This window comes from Desulfonatronum thiodismutans, from assembly GCF_000717475.1.
GTDB classification, from domain to species: domain Bacteria; phylum Desulfobacterota; class Desulfovibrionia; order Desulfovibrionales; family Desulfonatronaceae; genus Desulfonatronum; species Desulfonatronum thiodismutans.
This window is the reverse complement of record NZ_JPIK01000017.1, coordinates 77,686-95,691: the sequence shown is the minus strand read 5'-3', so window position 1 is coordinate 95,691 and position 18,006 is coordinate 77,686. Positions and strand designations below refer to the sequence as shown.

Annotated in this window: 21 protein-coding genes; 17 read left to right on the top strand and 4 right to left on the bottom strand. The window is 53.7% G+C overall.

Annotation, left to right across the window (positions count from 1 at the left end):
- Positions 1–155 precede the first annotated feature (155 nt).
- From GY33_RS0112895 to GY33_RS0112865, 7 genes are all read left to right on the top strand, one after another.
- Positions 156–1,304 (top strand): MlaD family protein, encoded by a 1,149-nt coding sequence (locus GY33_RS0112895; protein ID WP_031387724.1) that lies wholly within the window; start codon positions 156–158, stop codon positions 1,302–1,304.
- Positions 1,301–1,996 (top strand): ABC-type transport auxiliary lipoprotein family protein, encoded by a 696-nt coding sequence (locus GY33_RS0112890; RefSeq protein WP_031387723.1) that lies wholly within the window; start codon positions 1,301–1,303, stop codon positions 1,994–1,996. The genes GY33_RS0112895 and GY33_RS0112890 overlap by 4 nt, the downstream gene beginning before the upstream one ends.
- Complete coding sequence (locus GY33_RS0112885; protein WP_031387722.1) at positions 1,993–2,847, top strand: hypothetical protein; 855 nt, start codon at positions 1,993–1,995, stop codon at positions 2,845–2,847. Before GY33_RS0112890 ends, GY33_RS0112885 begins: the two co-directional genes overlap by 4 nt.
- 42 nt (positions 2,848–2,889) lie before the next feature.
- A complete protein-coding gene (locus tag GY33_RS0112880) occupies positions 2,890–3,597 on the top strand; it encodes a cobalamin B12-binding domain-containing protein (RefSeq protein WP_051822609.1) in 708 nt (235 codons plus the stop codon).
- On the top strand, positions 3,594–4,799 hold the full coding sequence (locus tag GY33_RS19910; RefSeq protein WP_051822608.1) for a sensor histidine kinase: 1,206 nt from the start codon (positions 3,594–3,596) through the stop codon (positions 4,797–4,799). The genes GY33_RS0112880 and GY33_RS19910 overlap by 4 nt, the downstream gene beginning before the upstream one ends.
- 200 nt (positions 4,800–4,999) lie before the next feature.
- On the top strand, positions 5,000–5,266 hold the full coding sequence (locus GY33_RS0112870) for a c-type cytochrome (protein ID WP_031387719.1): 267 nt from the start codon (positions 5,000–5,002) through the stop codon (positions 5,264–5,266).
- Between the two features lie 59 nt (positions 5,267–5,325).
- Positions 5,326–5,880 (top strand): pentapeptide repeat-containing protein, encoded by a 555-nt coding sequence (locus GY33_RS0112865; RefSeq protein WP_161788474.1) that lies wholly within the window; start codon positions 5,326–5,328, stop codon positions 5,878–5,880.
- A gap of 59 nt (positions 5,881–5,939) precedes the next feature.
- On the opposite strand, the gene GY33_RS0112860 is transcribed toward GY33_RS0112865, so the two are convergent.
- On the bottom strand, positions 5,940–6,521 hold the full coding sequence (locus GY33_RS0112860; RefSeq protein ID WP_051822606.1) for a DUF305 domain-containing protein: 582 nt from the start codon (positions 6,519–6,521) through the stop codon (positions 5,940–5,942).
- 1,188 nt (positions 6,522–7,709) lie between these two features.
- Between GY33_RS0112860 and GY33_RS0112845 the strand changes: the two genes are divergently transcribed.
- From GY33_RS0112845 to GY33_RS0112795, 10 genes are all read left to right on the top strand, one after another.
- The gene (locus GY33_RS0112845; protein ID WP_200874873.1) at positions 7,710–8,147 is read left to right on the top strand and encodes a disulfide bond formation protein B; all 438 of its coding nucleotides are present in this window, start codon (positions 7,710–7,712) and stop codon (positions 8,145–8,147) included.
- On the top strand, positions 8,144–8,800 hold the full coding sequence (locus GY33_RS0112840; RefSeq protein WP_031387714.1) for a DsbA family protein: 657 nt from the start codon (positions 8,144–8,146) through the stop codon (positions 8,798–8,800). Before GY33_RS0112845 ends, GY33_RS0112840 begins: the two co-directional genes overlap by 4 nt.
- 697 nt (positions 8,801–9,497) lie before the next feature.
- The gene (locus GY33_RS0112835; RefSeq protein ID WP_031387713.1) at positions 9,498–10,061 is read left to right on the top strand and encodes an NYN domain-containing protein; all 564 of its coding nucleotides are present in this window, start codon (positions 9,498–9,500) and stop codon (positions 10,059–10,061) included.
- Positions 10,062–10,214: 153 nt separating this feature from the next.
- On the top strand, positions 10,215–11,657 hold the full coding sequence (locus GY33_RS0112830) for a P-loop ATPase, Sll1717 family (RefSeq protein WP_031387712.1): 1,443 nt from the start codon (positions 10,215–10,217) through the stop codon (positions 11,655–11,657).
- Positions 11,658–11,937: 280 nt separating this feature from the next.
- The gene (locus GY33_RS0112825; RefSeq protein ID WP_200874872.1) at positions 11,938–12,144 is read left to right on the top strand and encodes a hypothetical protein; all 207 of its coding nucleotides are present in this window, start codon (positions 11,938–11,940) and stop codon (positions 12,142–12,144) included.
- Positions 12,145–12,474: 330 nt separating this feature from the next.
- On the top strand, positions 12,475–12,672 hold the full coding sequence (locus GY33_RS19270; RefSeq protein ID WP_200874871.1) for a DUF4160 domain-containing protein: 198 nt from the start codon (positions 12,475–12,477) through the stop codon (positions 12,670–12,672).
- An 80-nt stretch (positions 12,673–12,752) separates the two neighbouring features.
- Positions 12,753–13,037, top strand: coding sequence for a DUF2442 domain-containing protein (locus GY33_RS0112810; RefSeq protein ID WP_051822605.1), 285 nt, complete (start codon positions 12,753–12,755; stop codon positions 13,035–13,037).
- 200 nt (positions 13,038–13,237) lie between these two features.
- Positions 13,238–14,080, top strand: coding sequence for a hypothetical protein (locus GY33_RS0112805; protein WP_031387708.1), 843 nt, complete (start codon positions 13,238–13,240; stop codon positions 14,078–14,080).
- A 74-nt stretch (positions 14,081–14,154) separates the two neighbouring features.
- Positions 14,155–14,796, top strand: a complete 642-nt coding sequence (locus tag GY33_RS0112800) for a hypothetical protein (protein WP_031387707.1) — start codon at positions 14,155–14,157, stop codon at positions 14,794–14,796.
- Between the two features lie 85 nt (positions 14,797–14,881).
- Positions 14,882–15,493, top strand: a complete 612-nt coding sequence (locus GY33_RS0112795) for a hypothetical protein (RefSeq protein ID WP_152555189.1) — start codon at positions 14,882–14,884, stop codon at positions 15,491–15,493.
- 68 nt (positions 15,494–15,561) lie between these two features.
- Here the strand turns inward: GY33_RS0112795 and GY33_RS0112790 are convergent, their stop codons facing one another.
- From GY33_RS0112790 to GY33_RS0112780, 3 genes are all read right to left on the bottom strand, one after another.
- The gene (locus GY33_RS0112790; protein ID WP_031387705.1) at positions 15,562–16,803 is read right to left on the bottom strand and encodes an ISL3 family transposase; all 1,242 of its coding nucleotides are present in this window, start codon (positions 16,801–16,803) and stop codon (positions 15,562–15,564) included.
- Positions 16,804–17,144: 341 nt separating this feature from the next.
- Positions 17,145–17,657, bottom strand: coding sequence for a GNAT family N-acetyltransferase (locus GY33_RS0112785; protein ID WP_031387704.1), 513 nt, complete (start codon positions 17,655–17,657; stop codon positions 17,145–17,147).
- A complete protein-coding gene (locus GY33_RS0112780) occupies positions 17,654–17,947 on the bottom strand; it encodes a type II toxin-antitoxin system TacA family antitoxin (RefSeq protein WP_031387703.1) in 294 nt (97 codons plus the stop codon). Before GY33_RS0112780 ends, GY33_RS0112785 begins: the two co-directional genes overlap by 4 nt.
- Positions 17,948–18,006 lie beyond the last annotated feature (59 nt).

Here is an 18,006-nt window from a genome sequence, read left to right as displayed (position 1 = left end):
CGGTGGTTGAAACCACCGGCTATACGATGCAATCCCTTCGGGATAGGAGAAAAACATTCGGAAAAACGTACCAAAGGAAGACCATTCTCAGATGTTGTGGAAAGCCTCTAACCGTTGAACCGTTGAACCCCTGAACCCCTGAACCCCCTAATTCCATGAGCGTCCAAACCAACTACGTCAAACTCGGGGCCTTCGTCTTGATCACCTCGGTCCTGATTCTCGCCGGGCTGATCGTGCTGGGCGGCGGCAAGCTCTGGAGTGAGCGCATCCTCGTGGAAACCTATCTGGACGAATCCGCCCAGGGGCTGGAAGCCGGCTCCGTGGTCAAGATGCGCGGCGTCCAGGTGGGCAATATCGAACAAATCTCTTTTGTTTATCTCAAGTACCCCGAAGCGTTCCAGGCCGGACACCGTTACGTGCTGGTGGAGATCGGCCTGCAGGCCGATAAATTCGGGGATTTTCCGCGAGACAAATTCAAGGAGCTCCTGGCCGAGGAAATCGCCACCGGGCTGCGGATCCGGATTACTCCCCAGGGACTGACCGGCGCGGCCTACCTGGAACTGGACTACACCAGCCCGTTTCGGGCCCCGGCTCTGCCCATCAACTGGACGCCCGTCGCGCCTTATATTCCTTCGGCTCCGGGTACCATCACCCGGTTCGAGGAAACCTTCGAGTCGGTCAGCACCACCCTGAAGAACCTGGAAGGGGTTAATCTGAACAAGCCGCTGGAACGATTGGAAGAGCTTATGAACCTGGTGATGGTCAAGGTTGACGCGGTGCAGACCGAGCAGTTCAGCGCCGAGGCCATTGCCCTGATGGAAGAGTTGCGCCGGACCAACGCTCAGGTGGCCCGTCTTCTGGGCAGTCCGGACGATCCCGCGGGGCAGGGCGAAAGAATGGATCTGCAATCCATCTTTCAGGACGTCTCCCTGGCCATGCGCGAAGTGCGGGGCATGGCCGAAGAGGTGAACAAATGGGTCCATGCCGAGCAGGGCGGGTTGGAGGATTTACGTCTGGCCGTCGTCGATCTGCGACGGGCCATGGCTGATGCGCCGGAGATGGTGGAGGACTTTTCCTCTGCCGCGGACACGGCCCAGGAGAGTTTTTTACGCTTCCAACAACTCCTGGGTCAGATCCAGCTTCGTCTGGCCTCGAAACTGGAGCAGATCGACGTCCTGCTGCATAACCTTGGGCGGACCAGTGAAAACGTACGGGAAATTACGGACGACGCCCGGGATTATCCCTCCAGGCTGTTCTTCGGCGATCCTCCGGCCGGTTCCCGAAATCAGGAGGAGCACCCATGACGCGTTTTTTGTCCTACTTGCGACGGGACGTACTCGTCGCACTGACCTTCCTTCTGGTCGCCCTTGCGGGCCTTCCGGGCTGCGCTTCCCTGTCTCGTCCGGACCCGGATCGACGGTACTATCTGCTTCAGGTCCAGCGTCCGGAGCCCGCACTGGAGCGTCCCGCCGAGGCTCCGATTCTGGCCGTGCGCTCCTTCCGCGTCGCTCCGGCTTACGATTCACGAGGAATCGTGACCATCCGGCCCGATGGTCTGGTTCAGCGGGATTTTTACGAACGCTTTTTTCTGCCTCCCGGTGAAATGCTCGCCGAACAGTTTCGAAATTGGCTTGGCCAGGCCGGGATTTTCAGTCTGGTCACGGATCTGGGAGGCTTGACCGAGCCGGACTTGATCCTGGAAGGGTACGTTCAGGAACTGCACCGGGATCTGCGTGACGGACGGCGGGAAGCCGTGCTGGCCCTGCAAATGCTGCTGTTGCGTCCGAACCGCTTGGGCGCCATGGAGGTGGTCGTGCAACGGGATTATCGCCAGGAACTGACTCTGTCGGATGGCTCGATCGCTTCCCTGGTGGCCGGATGGAATCTGGCCCTGACAATGATTCTCTCGGACGTGGAGACCGCCTTCCGGAGCGCGTCCTTTTCAGGAGCGGTTTCACAACCGAGTCAGGGCCGTCTTCAAGGATCTGATCAATGACCACACGGGTCTACGACGCCGCGACCCACGTCTTCGACCCCTTGCATGCCTACTGGGAGTCCGAGGCCAACCGCAAGGTGGTCACGGTCTTGCTGGTGACCCTGTTTCTGACCTCCCTGGCGCTGATTGAGCTGAACCGGCAAGGGCTATTGCCGGCGTCCCTGCAAGGGATGGTCGGGTTGAGCCATTTTCAGGCCATCAACGCGGCCTTCACCCTGGTTTTGCTGGTGGAGGTGGTCAGCCTGATCTTCGTGCTGCCCTGTTCGGTTTCCAAGTCCGTGGGTAAGCAGTTCGAGATCCTGGCCCTGATCCTGTTGCGCAACTCCTTCAAGGAACTGGTCTATTTGCCCGAACCCATCCAGCTCGGGACGGACATGATGCCGGTGCTGCGCATCCTGTCCGACGGCTTCGGGGCCTTGGCCATCTTCGTTATCCTGGGGCTTTACTACCGCCAGCAAAAGCAGCGCGGCGAGCGGATAATCGGCGAGACCCGGTACCGCTTCGTGGCGGCCAAGAAGCTGGTGGCCCTGGGGCTGCTGGCGGTGTTCGTCGCCCTGGCTTTCTACGGGGGCTGGGACTTTTTCTTCGGAGACCGCGCTTTCGCCTTTTTCGCCACCTTCTACACGGTCCTGATTTTCAGCGACATCCTGCTGGTCCTGGTTTCTCATCGCTTCCTGCCGACTTTTCACGCGGTGCTGCGCAACTCCGGATATGCCGTGTCCACTCTGCTCTTGCGCCTCTCCCTGACCGCGCCGCCGTATTACGACGCCGGCATCGGCGTGGCCGCGGCCTTGTTCGCCCTGGCTCTGACCTGGACCTACAACGGGTTTTACGATACCAAGGACGGGTAAAATCAAGGCATTCCTCATCCGAAAATGTGTATGGAAGTCGTCATGAATCAAGAACAACCCCCTTTATTTGTCGGCCTCTCGGAGATGGCTGGAGAGCATGCCGAGTTGGCCCGGAACTACTTGCGTTTGTTGCTGGAGGCCAAACGCAAGGAAGCGACGGAAGCGGTGGTGAAGGCCGTAGAGAGCGGGGTCTCGGTCAAGGACGTCTATCTGCGGGTGTTTCAGCCCGTTCTCTACGAGGTCGGCGACCTCTGGCAACGCAACCTGGTCTCCGTGGCTCAGGAGCATTACTGCACCGCGGCGACGCAGTTCGCCATGTCCTTGCTCTACCCGTACATCTTCAGCGGCAAGCAGACCGGGCACAGGTTCGTGGGCTGCTGCGTGGGCGGGGAATTGCACGAGATTGGGATGCGGATGGTCACGGACTTTTTTGAAATGGAAGGCTGGGACACCTACTATATGGGGGCCAATACCCCGGACGAGGACGTGGTCCGGACCATCGTCGAGCAGAAGGCCGGGGTTGTGGGCATCTCCGTGACCATGACCTTCCACCTGCACCTCGTGGGTCGCTTGATCCTGCGCATTCGCAGCCGTCCGGAATGCCGCGACGTCAAGATCCTGGTCGGTGGATATCCCTTTCTGGCCAATCAGCAGCTTTGGAGGGGCGTGGGAGCGCATGCCTTTGCCGCGGACGCCGATCAAGCCATTGAGGTGGCCGGTCGTCTTCTGGACGACGGGAGAAATCCATGAACCGAAGCGAACAACGCGACGTCGTGGCCCTGCTGTGCGACGACATGGGAGTTGTCCGGGAAGTGCTGGCCGACGAGCGCAACCGGTTCGAGAACGTTCCCACTGGGTTGCCGTTCACGGCGTTCGTCCATCCCACCTCCCTGACCAAAGCTCAATTTTTTTTGAAGGAGATTCAGGAAAAAGGCATTGTCCTGGACTGGGAACTGGGCGTGGCCACCGGTAACGCAGTGACCATTCTCCGGTTCACCGGAATCCGTCATGAGAAGCAAACGGTCATCGTCGGGGCCGAGGACATCAACTCGGTTATGGAACTCTACGAGGAAATCCTGAGCATGCACGGGGACCAGATCACCCTGCTGCGGGCCGAGGTCAAGCGACGCAAGGAATTGGCCGACGAACTACATTTGATGAACCTCCAAGGCTATGAAGAGGTCACCAGGCTGAACAACGAGCTGGTGACCATGCAGCGGGATTTAGTCAAGAAGACCCGTGCACTGGAAGCCTTGGATCAACAGAAAAACCTGTTTCTGGGCATCGCGGCTCACGACCTGCGCAACCCCATCGGCAACATCCTGAATCTGAGCCAACTGCTCCAGGGCGAGCTTCAAGGCAAACTCAATGAAGACTCCACGCTGTATTTCCAACTGATCGATTCCAGCTGCGGCTTTTTGCTCCAATTAATCTCGGACTTGTTGGATTTTTCCCAGATCGAGTCCGGCAAGCTGACCCTGGAGCTGGAAACCGTTGACCTGGAGGCATTGATCTCCCAGCAGACATCCTATGCCCGGACCGCGGCCGAGGCCAAGGGCGTGGAGTTGGCTTTCGTCGTCCAGGGAGAAGACCCGTTCGTCATACAAGGGGATCGCGGTCGCCTGACCCAGGTGGTGGACAACCTGGTCAGCAACGCCGTGAAGTTCAGCAGCGCGGAGAGCCGGGTCGAAATCAGTCTGGTCCGGGAAGGGAACGACCTGCTGTTCACGGTCCGGGATCATGGACCGGGCATCAGCCCGGAAGACCAAGCCAAACTTTTCCAGCCCTTTGCCAAGGCCACCGCCCGGCCCACCGCCGGAGAACGCAGCACCGGCCTGGGCCTGAGCATCGTCAAGCGCATCGTCGACGCCCATCGCGGCGGGGTCCGCTTGGAGAGCGTCGTCGGCCAGGGAACGACGTTGCTCGTGCGTTTGCCCATGGGAAACGGGTAGCGCGAAGCTTTCCGGAACGTCGAAGTCCGTCAAGCATCCTGTCTTCAAGAAGGCTCAAAAAAAAAGTCGGCTCGTGCATCGTCGGATACTTTCGGCGATTGATTTTTTTCGGGCCTGCTGTCAGGCTACGTGAGAGTTGATCGCATCACGGACAAACCATTGGTGACGAGTCTGTCCGTCAAACCTAAGGAGGCAGCATCATGAAAAAGACCGCTATCATTACCAGCTTGGCTCTGGGCGGGTTTTTACTGTTCGCGGGTACGGCGGCCGTTTCCGCCGTAGCCCTGGGTGGGGAGAAGCTCTATCAGGAGCGGTGTTCCCAGTGCCACGGTCTGGGACGGGTGGAGCGAGCCACCAAGGACCAAGCCGGTTGGGAAACCACGGTGGACCGGATGATCGGCAAACGGGCCGGATTGCTCAACGCTGAAGAGCGGGACGCCGTGGTGGAGTATCTGGTCAACAGGTAGAAAATTCGGTGAAAAAGAACGTTGCGAATACGGCCGTTATCGCCTTGGCGATGGCGGCCGTGCTTATTTGGGCGATGGCATGTCCCGGTTTTGCGTTTGACCAGAGCGACCTGGAGCGCTTGCTGGTCACCCGGTCTTGTCCAGGATGCGATCTCAGTCGGGCGGATTTGAGTAAAGCCGATCTGACCAAGGCTGATTTGTGGGGCGCGGATTTGCGGTTCGCGAATTTGGCGGAAGCCAATCTGCTCGAAGCGGATCTCCGTGAAGCCGACTTGCACGGGGCCGACCTGTTCATGGCCAACCTGATCCGGGTCGATCTCAAGGCCGCGAATCTGTCCAGCGCGGACGCCACCGGGGCTAATCTGTACCGGGCCGTGCTTGCCGGTGCGGATCTGACCGAGACCGTCTTGTTCAAAGCCAACCTGAACAGGGCGAACATGAGGAACGCGCGTCTGGTTCGCGCCAATCTGTTCCTGGCGGACTTGAGCCGAGCCGATCTGAGAGGGGCCGGGATCGATGGCGCGGAATGGAACGGGGCCAACCTGACGGGCGCCGTGTGGATCAATGGCCGCACGTGCGACCCCGGTTCCAGAGGCGAATGCAGGTTGGACTGAGTAAAGAGTATGCTCTGGAACCGGGTCGGGGTGCTTCCTTCCCTTCTGCGTCCTGGTGATCAATGACCGTGGTGGCCCGCCGGAGCCGAAGCGCCGCCCCATTGCTCCAACCATTCCCGCATCTGGTCGATCTCCCGGTTCTGAGCGGCGATGATTTCTTCGGCCAGAATCCGCACCTCGTCGCGCTCGGATAGATTTTTGTCCAGAACATCCCGGGCCATATGCACGGCGGCGAGGTGATGTTCAATCATGTCCTCCAGGAAGACGATGTCCGCTTCCTTCGCGGACAATCCTTCGATTTCCCGCATCATGGGCTGGTAGGTCGCCTGCATGGCCGCGTCAGGATGCCACTGCTTGATCCACTGGCGCATCTTGGCGATTTCCTCGGCCTGCGTGTCCATCACTTCCTTAGCGAAGTCGCGTAGTTCCTTACGTTCGGTGACGGCCATGATCTGCTTGGCGCTGTCCACGGCCTCCTGATGGTGAGGGATCATTTCCACGAGAAATTCCAATTCGCTTCCCACTTGATGTTGATGTCCATGCTCCTCCGCATCCGCCGGGCCGTGTGGACCGGTCATGAACAGGAGGCTCAACACCGCAAGGGGCATCCAGAACGTCATGAGACTCATTGTTTTCATCATTGCTTCTCCTTGTTGTGTTTAAACATCCATAATGCCGTGCTCGCCTCGCGAACCGGACGAAAGACCGGTGATATCGATCCGGAATGCGGGACGGGGGCCGTTCATACGCTTACTCCTTCACTCCTTTGTCGCGGAGGACTCCTCCAGAAGCCCTTTCGTCATGCCCTCGCACCTTTTCCATACGTGCACCCACTTGTTCAGTCGCTTTATACTGGTTTAGGCTGAAAGTTGAATTTTTTCCATGATGCTTTTAGGCCGCCCTTTCAGGGCTCTTCCTTGTTTCACCATGACCAACCCAGGGCGTTGCCCTGGGCTCTAGCATGTCGCCCCTTTGGGGCTTCAGGCAAGCCCTGAAAGGGCGAAATACTTCAGCCCAGGGCAACGCCCTGGGAAAATGCCCACCACCAAACATTCAGCCCTGAAGGGGCGGCCTAAAAGGATGAAACACTCCCTCTTGGCACAGCAGCAAATTGAAACATTCAACCTCAATCAGTATAAATTCAGCGTAAGTTCGAAATAAAGGTTGTCAAAGAAAAGTTCACGATTCAGACTTTTTGACATGCGGCTCTCGGCGCGGTATTTTTGAAAAATGCGTGTGTTGCTTTTAAGGGCACTTGTTTTGCTCGTCCTGCTGACGACCTCTTTTGCCGCAAGTGGGGCAGGGGCTGTTGTTTCGGCGTTGCTTCATCCTGCTGACCTGGACTCCTGCTGCGTGCCGTTCAGCCCTGATGAACCCGCGAACCCAACCCCATGCACGGAGCAGGGGTGCCTCTGCCTTTTTTGCCTGAAACTGCTCACGTCCTTCCTTCCCGAGGCCACCCTTGGCCTTCCGTTGACAATCACCTTCGCCCGCCCACCCTTTGCGCGCCCTCCTTCGGACTTGGTCCGTCGTATCGACTTCCCTCCCGAACTTTCCTGATCTTGTTTGCTCGTAACTGCTCAGCACATTTTGTGTCCGCTCTTGCTCCGGCAATCGGGGTCGGTGCTTCGCTCTCGGATTCGGAATCGAAACAGGAATTTTGAACGCATCCCCGCGTTTTGACCCCGATCCCGATTCCGACCCCGGCAACGGCATTACTCCGTGCTGCGTGTTGAAAAAAATATTTGGCAACAGTCCCAAAAAAACACCAATTGCCGCGTTGCTGCGATTGGGAGTTTTTTACTGACTGCTATGGGAGGTCAATCCGCATGGCTTCTACGGATAGCATGAGTAATCCAGGCTGGAATATTCTCTTTCTGGCTTGGCTGCTGACCATTGCGTCCGCACTGACGAGCATTTTCTTCAGTGCCGTGATGCAACTGCCCCCGTGCGTTCTCTGCTGGTACCAGCGCATCTTTCTCTTTCCCTTGGCGTTCATATTTACCACGGGTCTCTTTTTCTGCGACAAGAGCGTGGTGCGCTACGCCCTGCCTCTGGCAGGCGCGGGCTGGCTCGTGGCCCTGTACCAAAATCTGCTTGTTTACGGGATAGTCCCGGAGAGCATCAAGCCGTGCAGTCAGGGGGTCTCCTGCACGGAGAGTTATTTCGACATTCTCGGTTTCCTGACGATTCCGATGCTCTCATTCATGGCTTTCACGATCATTCTGGTACTACTGTACACCTTCAATAGGAGAATTTCTCAATGAGGAAACAATATCTCGTTGCCGCCGCCGGACTGCTCCTGGGTCTGCTCTTCATCATCGCAACCCATGTCTACCAGACGCAGCAAGCGCAAAAGCTGGACTTTCTGGCCCGGGAAGACGCCGAAGTCTTTGTCCGGCCTCACTCGCCCACCCTGGGCAGCCCGGATGCCCGGGTCACCCTGGTGGAGTTCATGGACCCGGCCTGCGAGACATGCGCCGCGTTTTCCCCCTTCGTGAAGAAACTGATGGACGACAATCCCGGCAAAATCAGGCTGGTTTTGCGATACGCTCCGTTCCACGACGGGGCCGATGATTTCGTGCGCATCCTCGAAGCAGCGGGCAATCAGGGCAAGTACTGGGAAACGCTGGACATCATGTACCAGAGCCAGGGCCACTGGGCCAGCCACCAGAACCCGCAACCGCATCTGCTCTGGGACTTCGTGGCCATGGCCGAAGTGGACCTGGACATGGTCAGAAACGACATGAACGAAGCAAGAATCCAGCGCATCCTGGAGCAGGACATCGCCGACGCCAGGGCGCTCAACGTCACCAAAACCCCGGGCTTTTTCGTCAACGGCAAGCCCTTGACAACCTTCGGCTTCAAGCAGTTGCAGCAACTGGTGGAGTCGGAGATCGCGCGGATGTACCCACAGTGAGCCGACGCTGAAAAAAGAGCGGAGACGATGCCGTGTCCCAGGACAAACCGTCCGATGACACGGCATCGTCTCCGCCACGCCCAGCATGAACAGCAGGAGGAGAGGGGAGCCCCATGACCGGCGCAGTTAAGGAAGCGAACAGGGGGCAGATACGATTGCTTCCACTCCAAATGTCGTTTACAGACTTCAACATTCAGGGATGATTCAGAACCTGTTGACATTACCAGAGTTGAACCGCCCACTTCGCTCAGGGCGCGAAGAAGCTGATTCCTTCCGCCGGGGAGGGGCAGTGTTTTTGGGAAGCATCTTTTTCCCTGCTTTCCAAAATCTTATCCTTGCCTGCCCGGTGAAAGCGGGTACCCTTTCAGGGTGTTTCACTGGGGCGTACCTCGGGCCTTGAGCGACCAACGGAAGCTGGCGGTTCGTTTCTTCATCCGAAGTTGGCTTTATGTCCCACTTTTTTGTCGATCACATTGCCTGCCGCATAAAGCCAACCTCAGTACAACGCATAATGCTGACCTCGGCGTCAAGGAGTATCTAGTAGATGTTTCTTAGTAGCCTGAAATAGTAGAATAAGTGTCGGTTGTTTTTTCGGAAAATGCTTGCCAAATCAGCAGGTGTTAAGGCTGAGAATTTGGAGGGGCGGAATTTTGTGAGTTCCGCATAATAACACTGTTAGCGAGATTGAGGAGATACAATGAGTAAGCATGAAGAGCTATATGTTTTCGTCGACAATTCGTTCTTATACATTGAGGGGTACAAGCACGTAAACAAAGTCGCTAATTCCAATGGAAATAAGAAGCCTCAAATTGATTATTTCAAATTTAAGAAATTTGTCGAAAAGAACGGAAATGTAAAAAGAGTGGTTTTAGTGGGTTCCGAGCTTGCCGGAAGCCTTATCACTAACTGCCAAAGGGCGGGCTTTGAAGTACACACCCTGCCAAAGTATCCGAATATAAAAACGGGTAAAAAGCAAGAGAAAGGCGTAGACATGAAAATTGGGTGGGAAGTTGCTAAAACACTCTTTACAAATCGTGATTCAAACGTGAATAAAAAAATTATTCTGTGCACTGGCGACAAGGATTTTGCATCCATACTTTCTGACATACATACGTCAGGCTGGGCATTTGAGCTCTGGCTTTGGAAAAGTTCGTATTCAAAGGCATATGCACAACAAGTGGAGGTATTTGGAACAATAAAAGATCTTGACAACGAATGGCGAGAATTCATAAGCCTAGTGGATAATAGCAAAAGTCGCTAACAATCGGCTGCACAGCGACCGATTTTCCGCCGCTTCGCGGCTCCAAACCGGCGCGTGAGCCGGGCGTTCCCGCGACGCATCCGCGTCGCGGGAACGGGCCGGGGCTGACTGCGTCCCGGCCCGTTATATTACATCAAATAGGATCAATCATTTATGCCATCTTTTAGCGATATAAACTTTAAATATACAGATGCTGAAGAGGAAAGGTTGTATTCGCCTGAATTATTAGAAAAGGCCTATGTTGATATAGATGGGATATTGGAAAAAATATCGGAGCCCGATAAGTTTATTGTTATTGGACCTAAAGGAGCGGGTAAAACTGCTCTTTCGTCGAAGCTATCTCTAATGCATCAATGGGATATGTTTGTAGATGGAGATATTCTAGAACAGTTTGAATTTCAGCTACTAAAGAAAACAGGCGGTGAAAAAGGTCAGTCTATTGGAGGTGCCCTTACCGCTTGGCAATTGATTTTGTTTCTTAGGCTAATTCCGCTGTTTTTGAAAGATACAAAGTTTGCGGAACAAAACCCCAATATAGTCGAGCTTAAAAATTCCCTTGATAAATATGGTTTAACAAAGTCCGATAGTCTTATTCATATTGTCCAGTATACGAGTAGGCGAGGTATATTTGGTAAAATTAAGTCTGCGATTTCGGAAGTATCGGGAGAGCAAATTGAAGAGGACAACTTCAAGATTAAGGATCCGGCATCACTTTTAGAATCTCTAAAAAGTGAATTTGATAAAATAGCGCCGGCGGAATCTAAATACTATCTTGTGATAGATGGGTTGGATTATGTACTGCGTGATGGCCGTAATAACAGTCCGTTTATTGCCGATCTTATCAACGCTGTTCGTCAACTTAATATTTACTTTCATCAGCATGGTGTTAATGCTAAGACAATAATTCTAATTCGCAATGAAGTCCTTCAATTGGTGCCAGATCCAAATTTGACGAAGCGAATAAATGACAACGGCGTTCAGCTTAAGTGGTATGACAATGTAAGGTCTCCCTTTGATACAAGCCTTTTGGAAATCATCTCGAAAAGAGCTCATGTTGCTGGCTTCGAGGGTAATGCTAAGAAACTGTGGGGAGAATGGTTTCCGCCAAGTATTAATAGATCGAGTTCTTTAGATTTTGTTTTGGTAAACACAAGATTTCTACCGAGAGACTTGGTTAGTTTCTTTCGAGAGCTCCAAAAGCTTGGAAAAAAACCTCCATTTGACAGAATTGATGTTCTTTCAGCATTAAATAATTATTCGGATTGGTTTTTGCAGGAGCTTAGTGACGCTCTGGTCGGCTTAATGGGCGAAAATCTAAGAACGGATATGTCCGACATAATTACGGAGTTGGGTCGAGATTTCACCCTAGATCAGTTTCAGGAAAAGCTCATCGAATACGGATTTAGTAAGGAGAAATTTTCAGCAGAGCAAATAGCTAGAGATTTATTTAATGCCTCATGGATTGGTAATGAGTGGAATACTGACAAAGGTACACCTCGCTATTCGTGGAAACATCGTAAAATAAACGCAAAATTGAATGTTAAGCATAAAATAGTGGTGCACTCAGGTTTATGGAAGACCCTAAACTTAATATAACAAAGCGCTGCTGACGGACAACTTTTCCGCTGCGCTCCAAATTTGCCGCAGAGCGCGGCGTTCCCGCGACGCATCCGCGTCGCGGGAACGGGCCGGGGCTGACTGCGTCCAGTCGGTTGCCCTCGCCGCGGATGTCGCGTCGAGAACAACCGATTGGACCGGATTTCGTCCTGTCCTTCCGCAAGCGAGCTTACTCCAGCACAGGCCGAAGCCGTTCAGCCCCGGCCCGTTAGCCTGGACTGAAAACGCGATTGCCCGTGCCGCAAGAAGGAGGTACATTGTGAACATGACAACGCTATTAGAAATCGAGCGCGCGATCGAGCAACTGCCCAGTGACCAATTCTCCAAGATCCATGACTGGATCGTGGAGAAGGACTGGCAGGCGTGGGATGCGCAGATTGAGCGCGACAGCGCCGACGGCAAGCTTGACTTCCTCGTGGATGAGGCTCTACGCGATGCCAAGTCCGGCGAGACGAGGCCGCTCTGATGCACCGAACGACCCGACGTTTCTGGCGCTGCTACGAAGCCCTGCCGCCGGAGATACAGAGGGTCGCCGATCAGAGCTTTGCCTTGCTCCAGCGCAACCCTCGTCACCCATCCCTTCATTTCAAAAAGACGGGGAAACTCTGGTCGGCTCGCGTGGGGATACACCACCGTGCACTTGCCGTGCCCGATCCAGCTGGATTCCTGTGGGTTTGGATCGGCACTCATGCGGAGTACGACAGACTGATGACGGGCCAACCATGAGTTGTACCCTATCGTCGCTGGCGCACCGAAGCGTGAACTCCACGTTGGGCAATCAAACAAAGAGTCCATAGTGTCGGCGATTTCCATGTTTTATGGGATTCTGATCTTGATGTATTTCTACGACAACAAGAAGCATAGTGCCCCGCACATTCACGCGGAATATGGAGAATTCGAAGCGACCATCGCCATTGAGGATGGTTCTGTTCTCGGTGGCAATCTACCGCCAGCCAAGATGAAACTGGTACAGGCGTGGATCGAAATACACTGAGAAGACTTGATGGCAAACTGGAAGTTGGCAGTTTCTGGAGAACCAGTGTTCAAAGTCGACCCATTGCGATAGGAGGATCTATGGACAAGATCGTAAAAGCCATCCCTCTTGAAGACTATCGGATTGAGATTCAGACAAGTAGTGGCATTTCTGGCATCTTTGATGTCAAGCCCTATTTACGTGGAGGGGCATTCAAAGAACTTGTGAATGAGGCATATTTTTGCACGGTGCGCCCTGTCCATCATGGAATTGCATGGCCGCATGAACAGGATTTCAGCGCAGACACCATTATCTGGGATATTCAAAGTGCCCAACAAGGCGCTCCACCGGACAGCAATTCCGCTGCGCTCCATTGCCGTCGGTGAGCTTGGTTGTTCCCGCGACGCATCCGCGTCGCGGGAACGGGCCGGGGCTGACTGCGTCCAGTCGGTTGCCCTCGCCGCAGATGCCGCGTCGAGAACAACCGATTGGACCGGATTTCGGCCTGTCCTTTCGCAAGCGAGCTTACTCCAGAACAGGCCGAAGCCGGTCAGCCCCGGCCCGTTAGGCCATTGGGATCAACAGAATGACGCCGCGCTTTGATCCGAACATGATTTCCTTTCTGCGGGACAGATACGCAGTTGAAGGTTACGGCATGCAATGGCATGTAATCTCCCACTACATAATTGATATGACGCTTGGCGAAGACTGGTTTGACAGTCATTGTCGGCTCGGCGAAAACAGACTTGCCCCATTTGCGCAAGACACTTCAACTGATAGCGGTGCTTCCGAGTTTCATCTAAATGTAGTGCGCCTTGCCCACATGCTATTTCTACTGAGGCATGCGCCAGGATACGACGACTTCATCTCCTCTCTCATGACTAGAGATTTTGAACCCGTATTTTTCGAGCTTCATTCTGCGAGTTTGCTGTTTCAAAACTCCTGCGTCGTTCAGTTCGTGAAACCTACGGGGATAAAGGGACGAGACTACGATCTCCAATTGTCGATTGAAGAAAAGCCGGTCGCGATCGAGGTTAAAAGCCGACGCGCTGGCCCCATTACGGATAGGAGGAAACTGAAAAACGCGCTCTTGGAGGCAAGAAAGCAGCTACCGACTGATATCCCAGGAATTATTTGTGTTGCTATCGCATCGGAGTTTCGCATCTCTCCAGAGTTAGCCCATGCAGAGTCTGAGGTTGAGGTTGCTCTCACTGAGTTTCTCCAATCTACAAAGCGAGTAAACAGAGTGCTTGTTTTCTGGCACAGGTTTGAAGGAGAGCCTTTGCACTCGAAGACGATGGTTAAGGAATGGAAAAATTTGAATGCCAGACTCCAGTTGGACCGTGAGTGGCTAATAGCCGGTGTTGACGAACTACCAATCCAAGAGGCAGTCCAAAATGGGTTTCCTAGTTTCATGCAATTGGCCTAACCTATCAATCCACCGGACGCTGCGCGATAAAGCCGCGCAGCGCCGGTGATTTCAAACTTTAGGAGCTTTTTAGTATGGCACTAAGTTTTGGGTTTGATTCAAAGGTCGTTAATTCGTCAATCTATAATTTGGCCTATTGTTTGCCGTTTCTTTGTGCATTCTATGTAATGAACGCTCCGGAAAATTTTGAGCTGCCATTTGGTTTTCTAGTGCAAGGGGAATTAGCAAGTCTTTTCTATATTTTCGCTGCTACATTTTTCTATTTTTTGTTTATTGTTTTTATCGCCCTTGCCAGCCACTTTTCGGGACTGATCGAAGAAAACAAAGCTTGGCTATTTTATGTTGGGCTAATATTTATTATTTCTCTCATTGGTATTTTCAAAAACGAAGGGCAGCCTAAAGTATCAATGTATTTTACAGCCCTTTCCGGAATTATACTGCTGGCATATTTTTTTAAAAAACATAACTCATCTTTATCATTTGCCGCTACAAGCCTTATGGGGGCAGTTGCCTGTCTGCTGTGCTTTACGAGCGGAGTGCTTTGGTACTTCGAGCATTACATTTTTATTGACGCAGTGAAATCTGCGCTGGGTTTAGACTCTGTTAAGCAAGAATCTTATAAAGTAGGGGCTGTAATGCTATTTTCAATGGGGTACGTGATCTACTACGGGTTATTTAAACTTAGTGAAACTCATCAGCCTGCTCCTAACAAGTAGCTGTATAGGAAAAATTACTCGCTGCGCTCCTAATTTTCCTGTGAGCTAGGCGTTGGACATAGAAAACAAAACGGGGGGATAAGCATTGGCCAGTTCACAGCTAAAAGATCAGATATTGAAGGCAATCTTCAGAAAGATCGGACATCTTACGACGAAGAACGCCTCGCTCATTGAGGTCATGATTGGGTTCGATCATATTGATAAGGACATATTTTTTGATGCCGTCCAAGAACTTGTGAATCAAAGTCTTCTATTTGATCGTGGTCGTGGATACGTTGCCTTTACGCCTGATGGGTGGGATCAGGCAAACCTCCTTATGAACCCACCCCATGTCTTCAATCATAACAATCTCAGTATTGGACAAGCACACAATTCACCGATACAGCAGGGTATTCACGCACAGCAAGAGCAGAGTATTTCCTATGCCATCCCCTCCAATGAGGACTTGCAGCGACTAGTAGATCTAATGAGGGCGCACCTCTGCGAGCTGAATCTATCGGCAGCAGATGAACGAAAGGCAAGAGCTCAAATCGCAACCATTGAGGCACAGTTACTTGATGAACCGAATCCGACCGTTATCAAGGAGGTCGGTCGCAGCCTTAAGAATATTACGGAGGGGGCTATCGGAAGCCTGCTTGCAACTGCGGCACAACCGGGTGTGTGGACGACTATTCAGTCATTATTGGCAATACTGTGAACGCCTGGCCCAACAAGGCACTCCAGCGGACGGATTTGCCTGGTTCTTCGACGTTGGACGTGGAATTGCTATGGAACGAGTAGTTCCCTGATGGGTGCTCCGATCAGGTAGATCACAGTGATGAATGTCACCTCGTTGCGGTATCCCCTGGCTCGCGAACGTGCCGCCTGGAAGAGGCTGTTTAAGCCCTCCAATCTGGCATTTGAGAGCAACGACTCCCATCGTCTCAGGATTCGAGGTAAATGCTCTTGGAACGTGCTCAATGCCTTTTTGACCGGCTTCAGCAAGTTTTCGTCGCCGATCAATTCCTGGGCGAAGGCGAAAAACCGGGAAGCCCTCCATCGAGCCGCCTGCTTGGTATCGGCTTGGCGCACCCAGCGCAGCAATTCTTTGACTCGAAAAGCCGTGGCTGTCGCCAACCCACGTTCCTCCAACTCTCGCAAGGCAGCGTCCTGTTCCTCGGTCCGAGAGGCTTCAAGCCCTTTGAGGGTCGCCCAACGAACCCCTTTGGGCAGCTCGACTTGTTTCGCTTCCAGCCGACGCACCTCATCGAGGGCTTTTGTAAATATCTGGACGACATGGAACCAGTCTACAGTGACTGAAGCGTATTTGAATGTCTTCTCGGCCGCGGACAGAAAGGCAGGAGACATGTCGCAAACGACTTCAATAATGTTGTCGGGATTACCGCCGTGCTTTTTGAGATGCTTGGCGAACTCCTTAAAACATGCCTTACCTTTGCCGGGCGTGGCAAAGATAACGGGGCGGGTCTCTCGGTCCATGTCCACAAAAATGGTGACGTAGTGATGCCCCCGCTTGGTGGCCGTCTCGTCAAGGCCTATGCCGCATAAACGGCTGAGATCCAGCTTGCCCATGGCTTGGTAGACATAGTGCGTCACCACGCGCCAAATACGCTTGTCGGTGACGCCGACATAATTGGCCACCGCGTTTACGGGCATCTCGCGGGCCAGAAGCATGACGGCTTGCTCAAAGAGCAACGTAAATCCGCTGCCTTCGCGAGCCCAGGGCACTTTGACCCGGTGGATGCCGTGCTCGGCGCACTTGACTCGTGGAACCCTGGCTTTGATCAGGCAGTGGTGTTGGAAGAAGTTGAGGTGACGCCAGGAAAACTCTTTGAAGTCATGGGCCTTGCAGAGCGTTTCGCACTGCGGACACGGATAAAGGGTGCCTCGGTCCGCCTCGACTTCCAAGCGAAGCTCGGATGGCTGCTTCCCGGTATCAAGCTTTTGGGCGACAACCTGCCAAGGAGCGGTTAATCCAAGGCCAAGAGTCAGAAGGTCATTCGCGTTCATTGGGCTATCTCCTGGAAAATGGGGATCGAAAAACACTCATTCCGAATGCAGATAGTACCACAGGGGAGAATTGCCAATTCCACGTCCAACGTCGAAGAGCCATTTGCCTTCGCTTCGCTGCACAAATCCGCCGCTGAGTTTGGTCGTTCCCGCGACACTTCCTACCCCCAGAGCTTCTCACCCCGTCATCACCACGACGAATAACGACGAACCAAGAACATTCTTTTCCCCTCACGCCTCAGCCCCTCCCTGCTTCCGGCCCAGACCCCCCGGCCAACTCTTAGCCTGTCGGCGCTGTTCGGGAGTATACCGCAAACTATTTTGCTGGGTAACGCAAAAACTCAATCAGCCTGGTTCGTCTGAACAAACTTTCTGGCATCCTTGAGCAGCAGGAGGAGTTGTCGCTCGCACACGGGAGAGGAGATGAAGCCGAAGCGGCGGTAAAAAGATTCGGCATTCTCGTCCATGGGATGAGTCAGGAGGGCTCTGATGCCCGCCTGTTCGGCAATGAAGAAGGTTCGTCGAATGGCATCTTGCAACATGCCCACGCCGAGCCCGCGGTCTTGCCATCCCAGGTCAACGGCCAGTCTAGCCAGGATGACCACCGGGATTGGATACCGTCCCATGCCGTGACGGATTCTTTCCGGCGCTTCATGGGTTTCCACCTGTCCGACGGTCATGCTGAAATAGCCGACAACACGAAAAGCGTGACAGACTACGTACGTTTTGGCGGAACCGCTACCCTGGGCCTGAAGTGCATACCGCGTGAGCCATGTGTTGAGAAGAGGCTTGCCGCAGTCGAAATCACCAAGCAAGTGAGCTTTGGACAGCGGTGCGGGGGGCGAACAGATCATTTGGCCGCCCAGGGCGGCTGGTGGGCGTATAGATCGGTCAGCCCGGAATTGTCTGTTTCCGGTTCGTCCAGCAGGTCAAGAAGGGCTTGATATGTGTGTCCGGAAACCATGAACATTTTCTGGTCGAGCAGTATCCGGTCGGCTGCCTGACAAGCCGCATCCAGGATAAAATCCGTGAGCGACCTGTTCGTCGATTCCGCTGCCTGGCGCAAAAGCGCTTCTTGCCGCGGCGTGGCGCGCAGCCCAAGTCTTGCTGTCCGCATTGGTCCGACCGTCATTGTGGATGCCATGGTGTCCTCCATTGGGATGTGATTTTGGGTGGACGATAATCCATGTTAGTACAAATGAC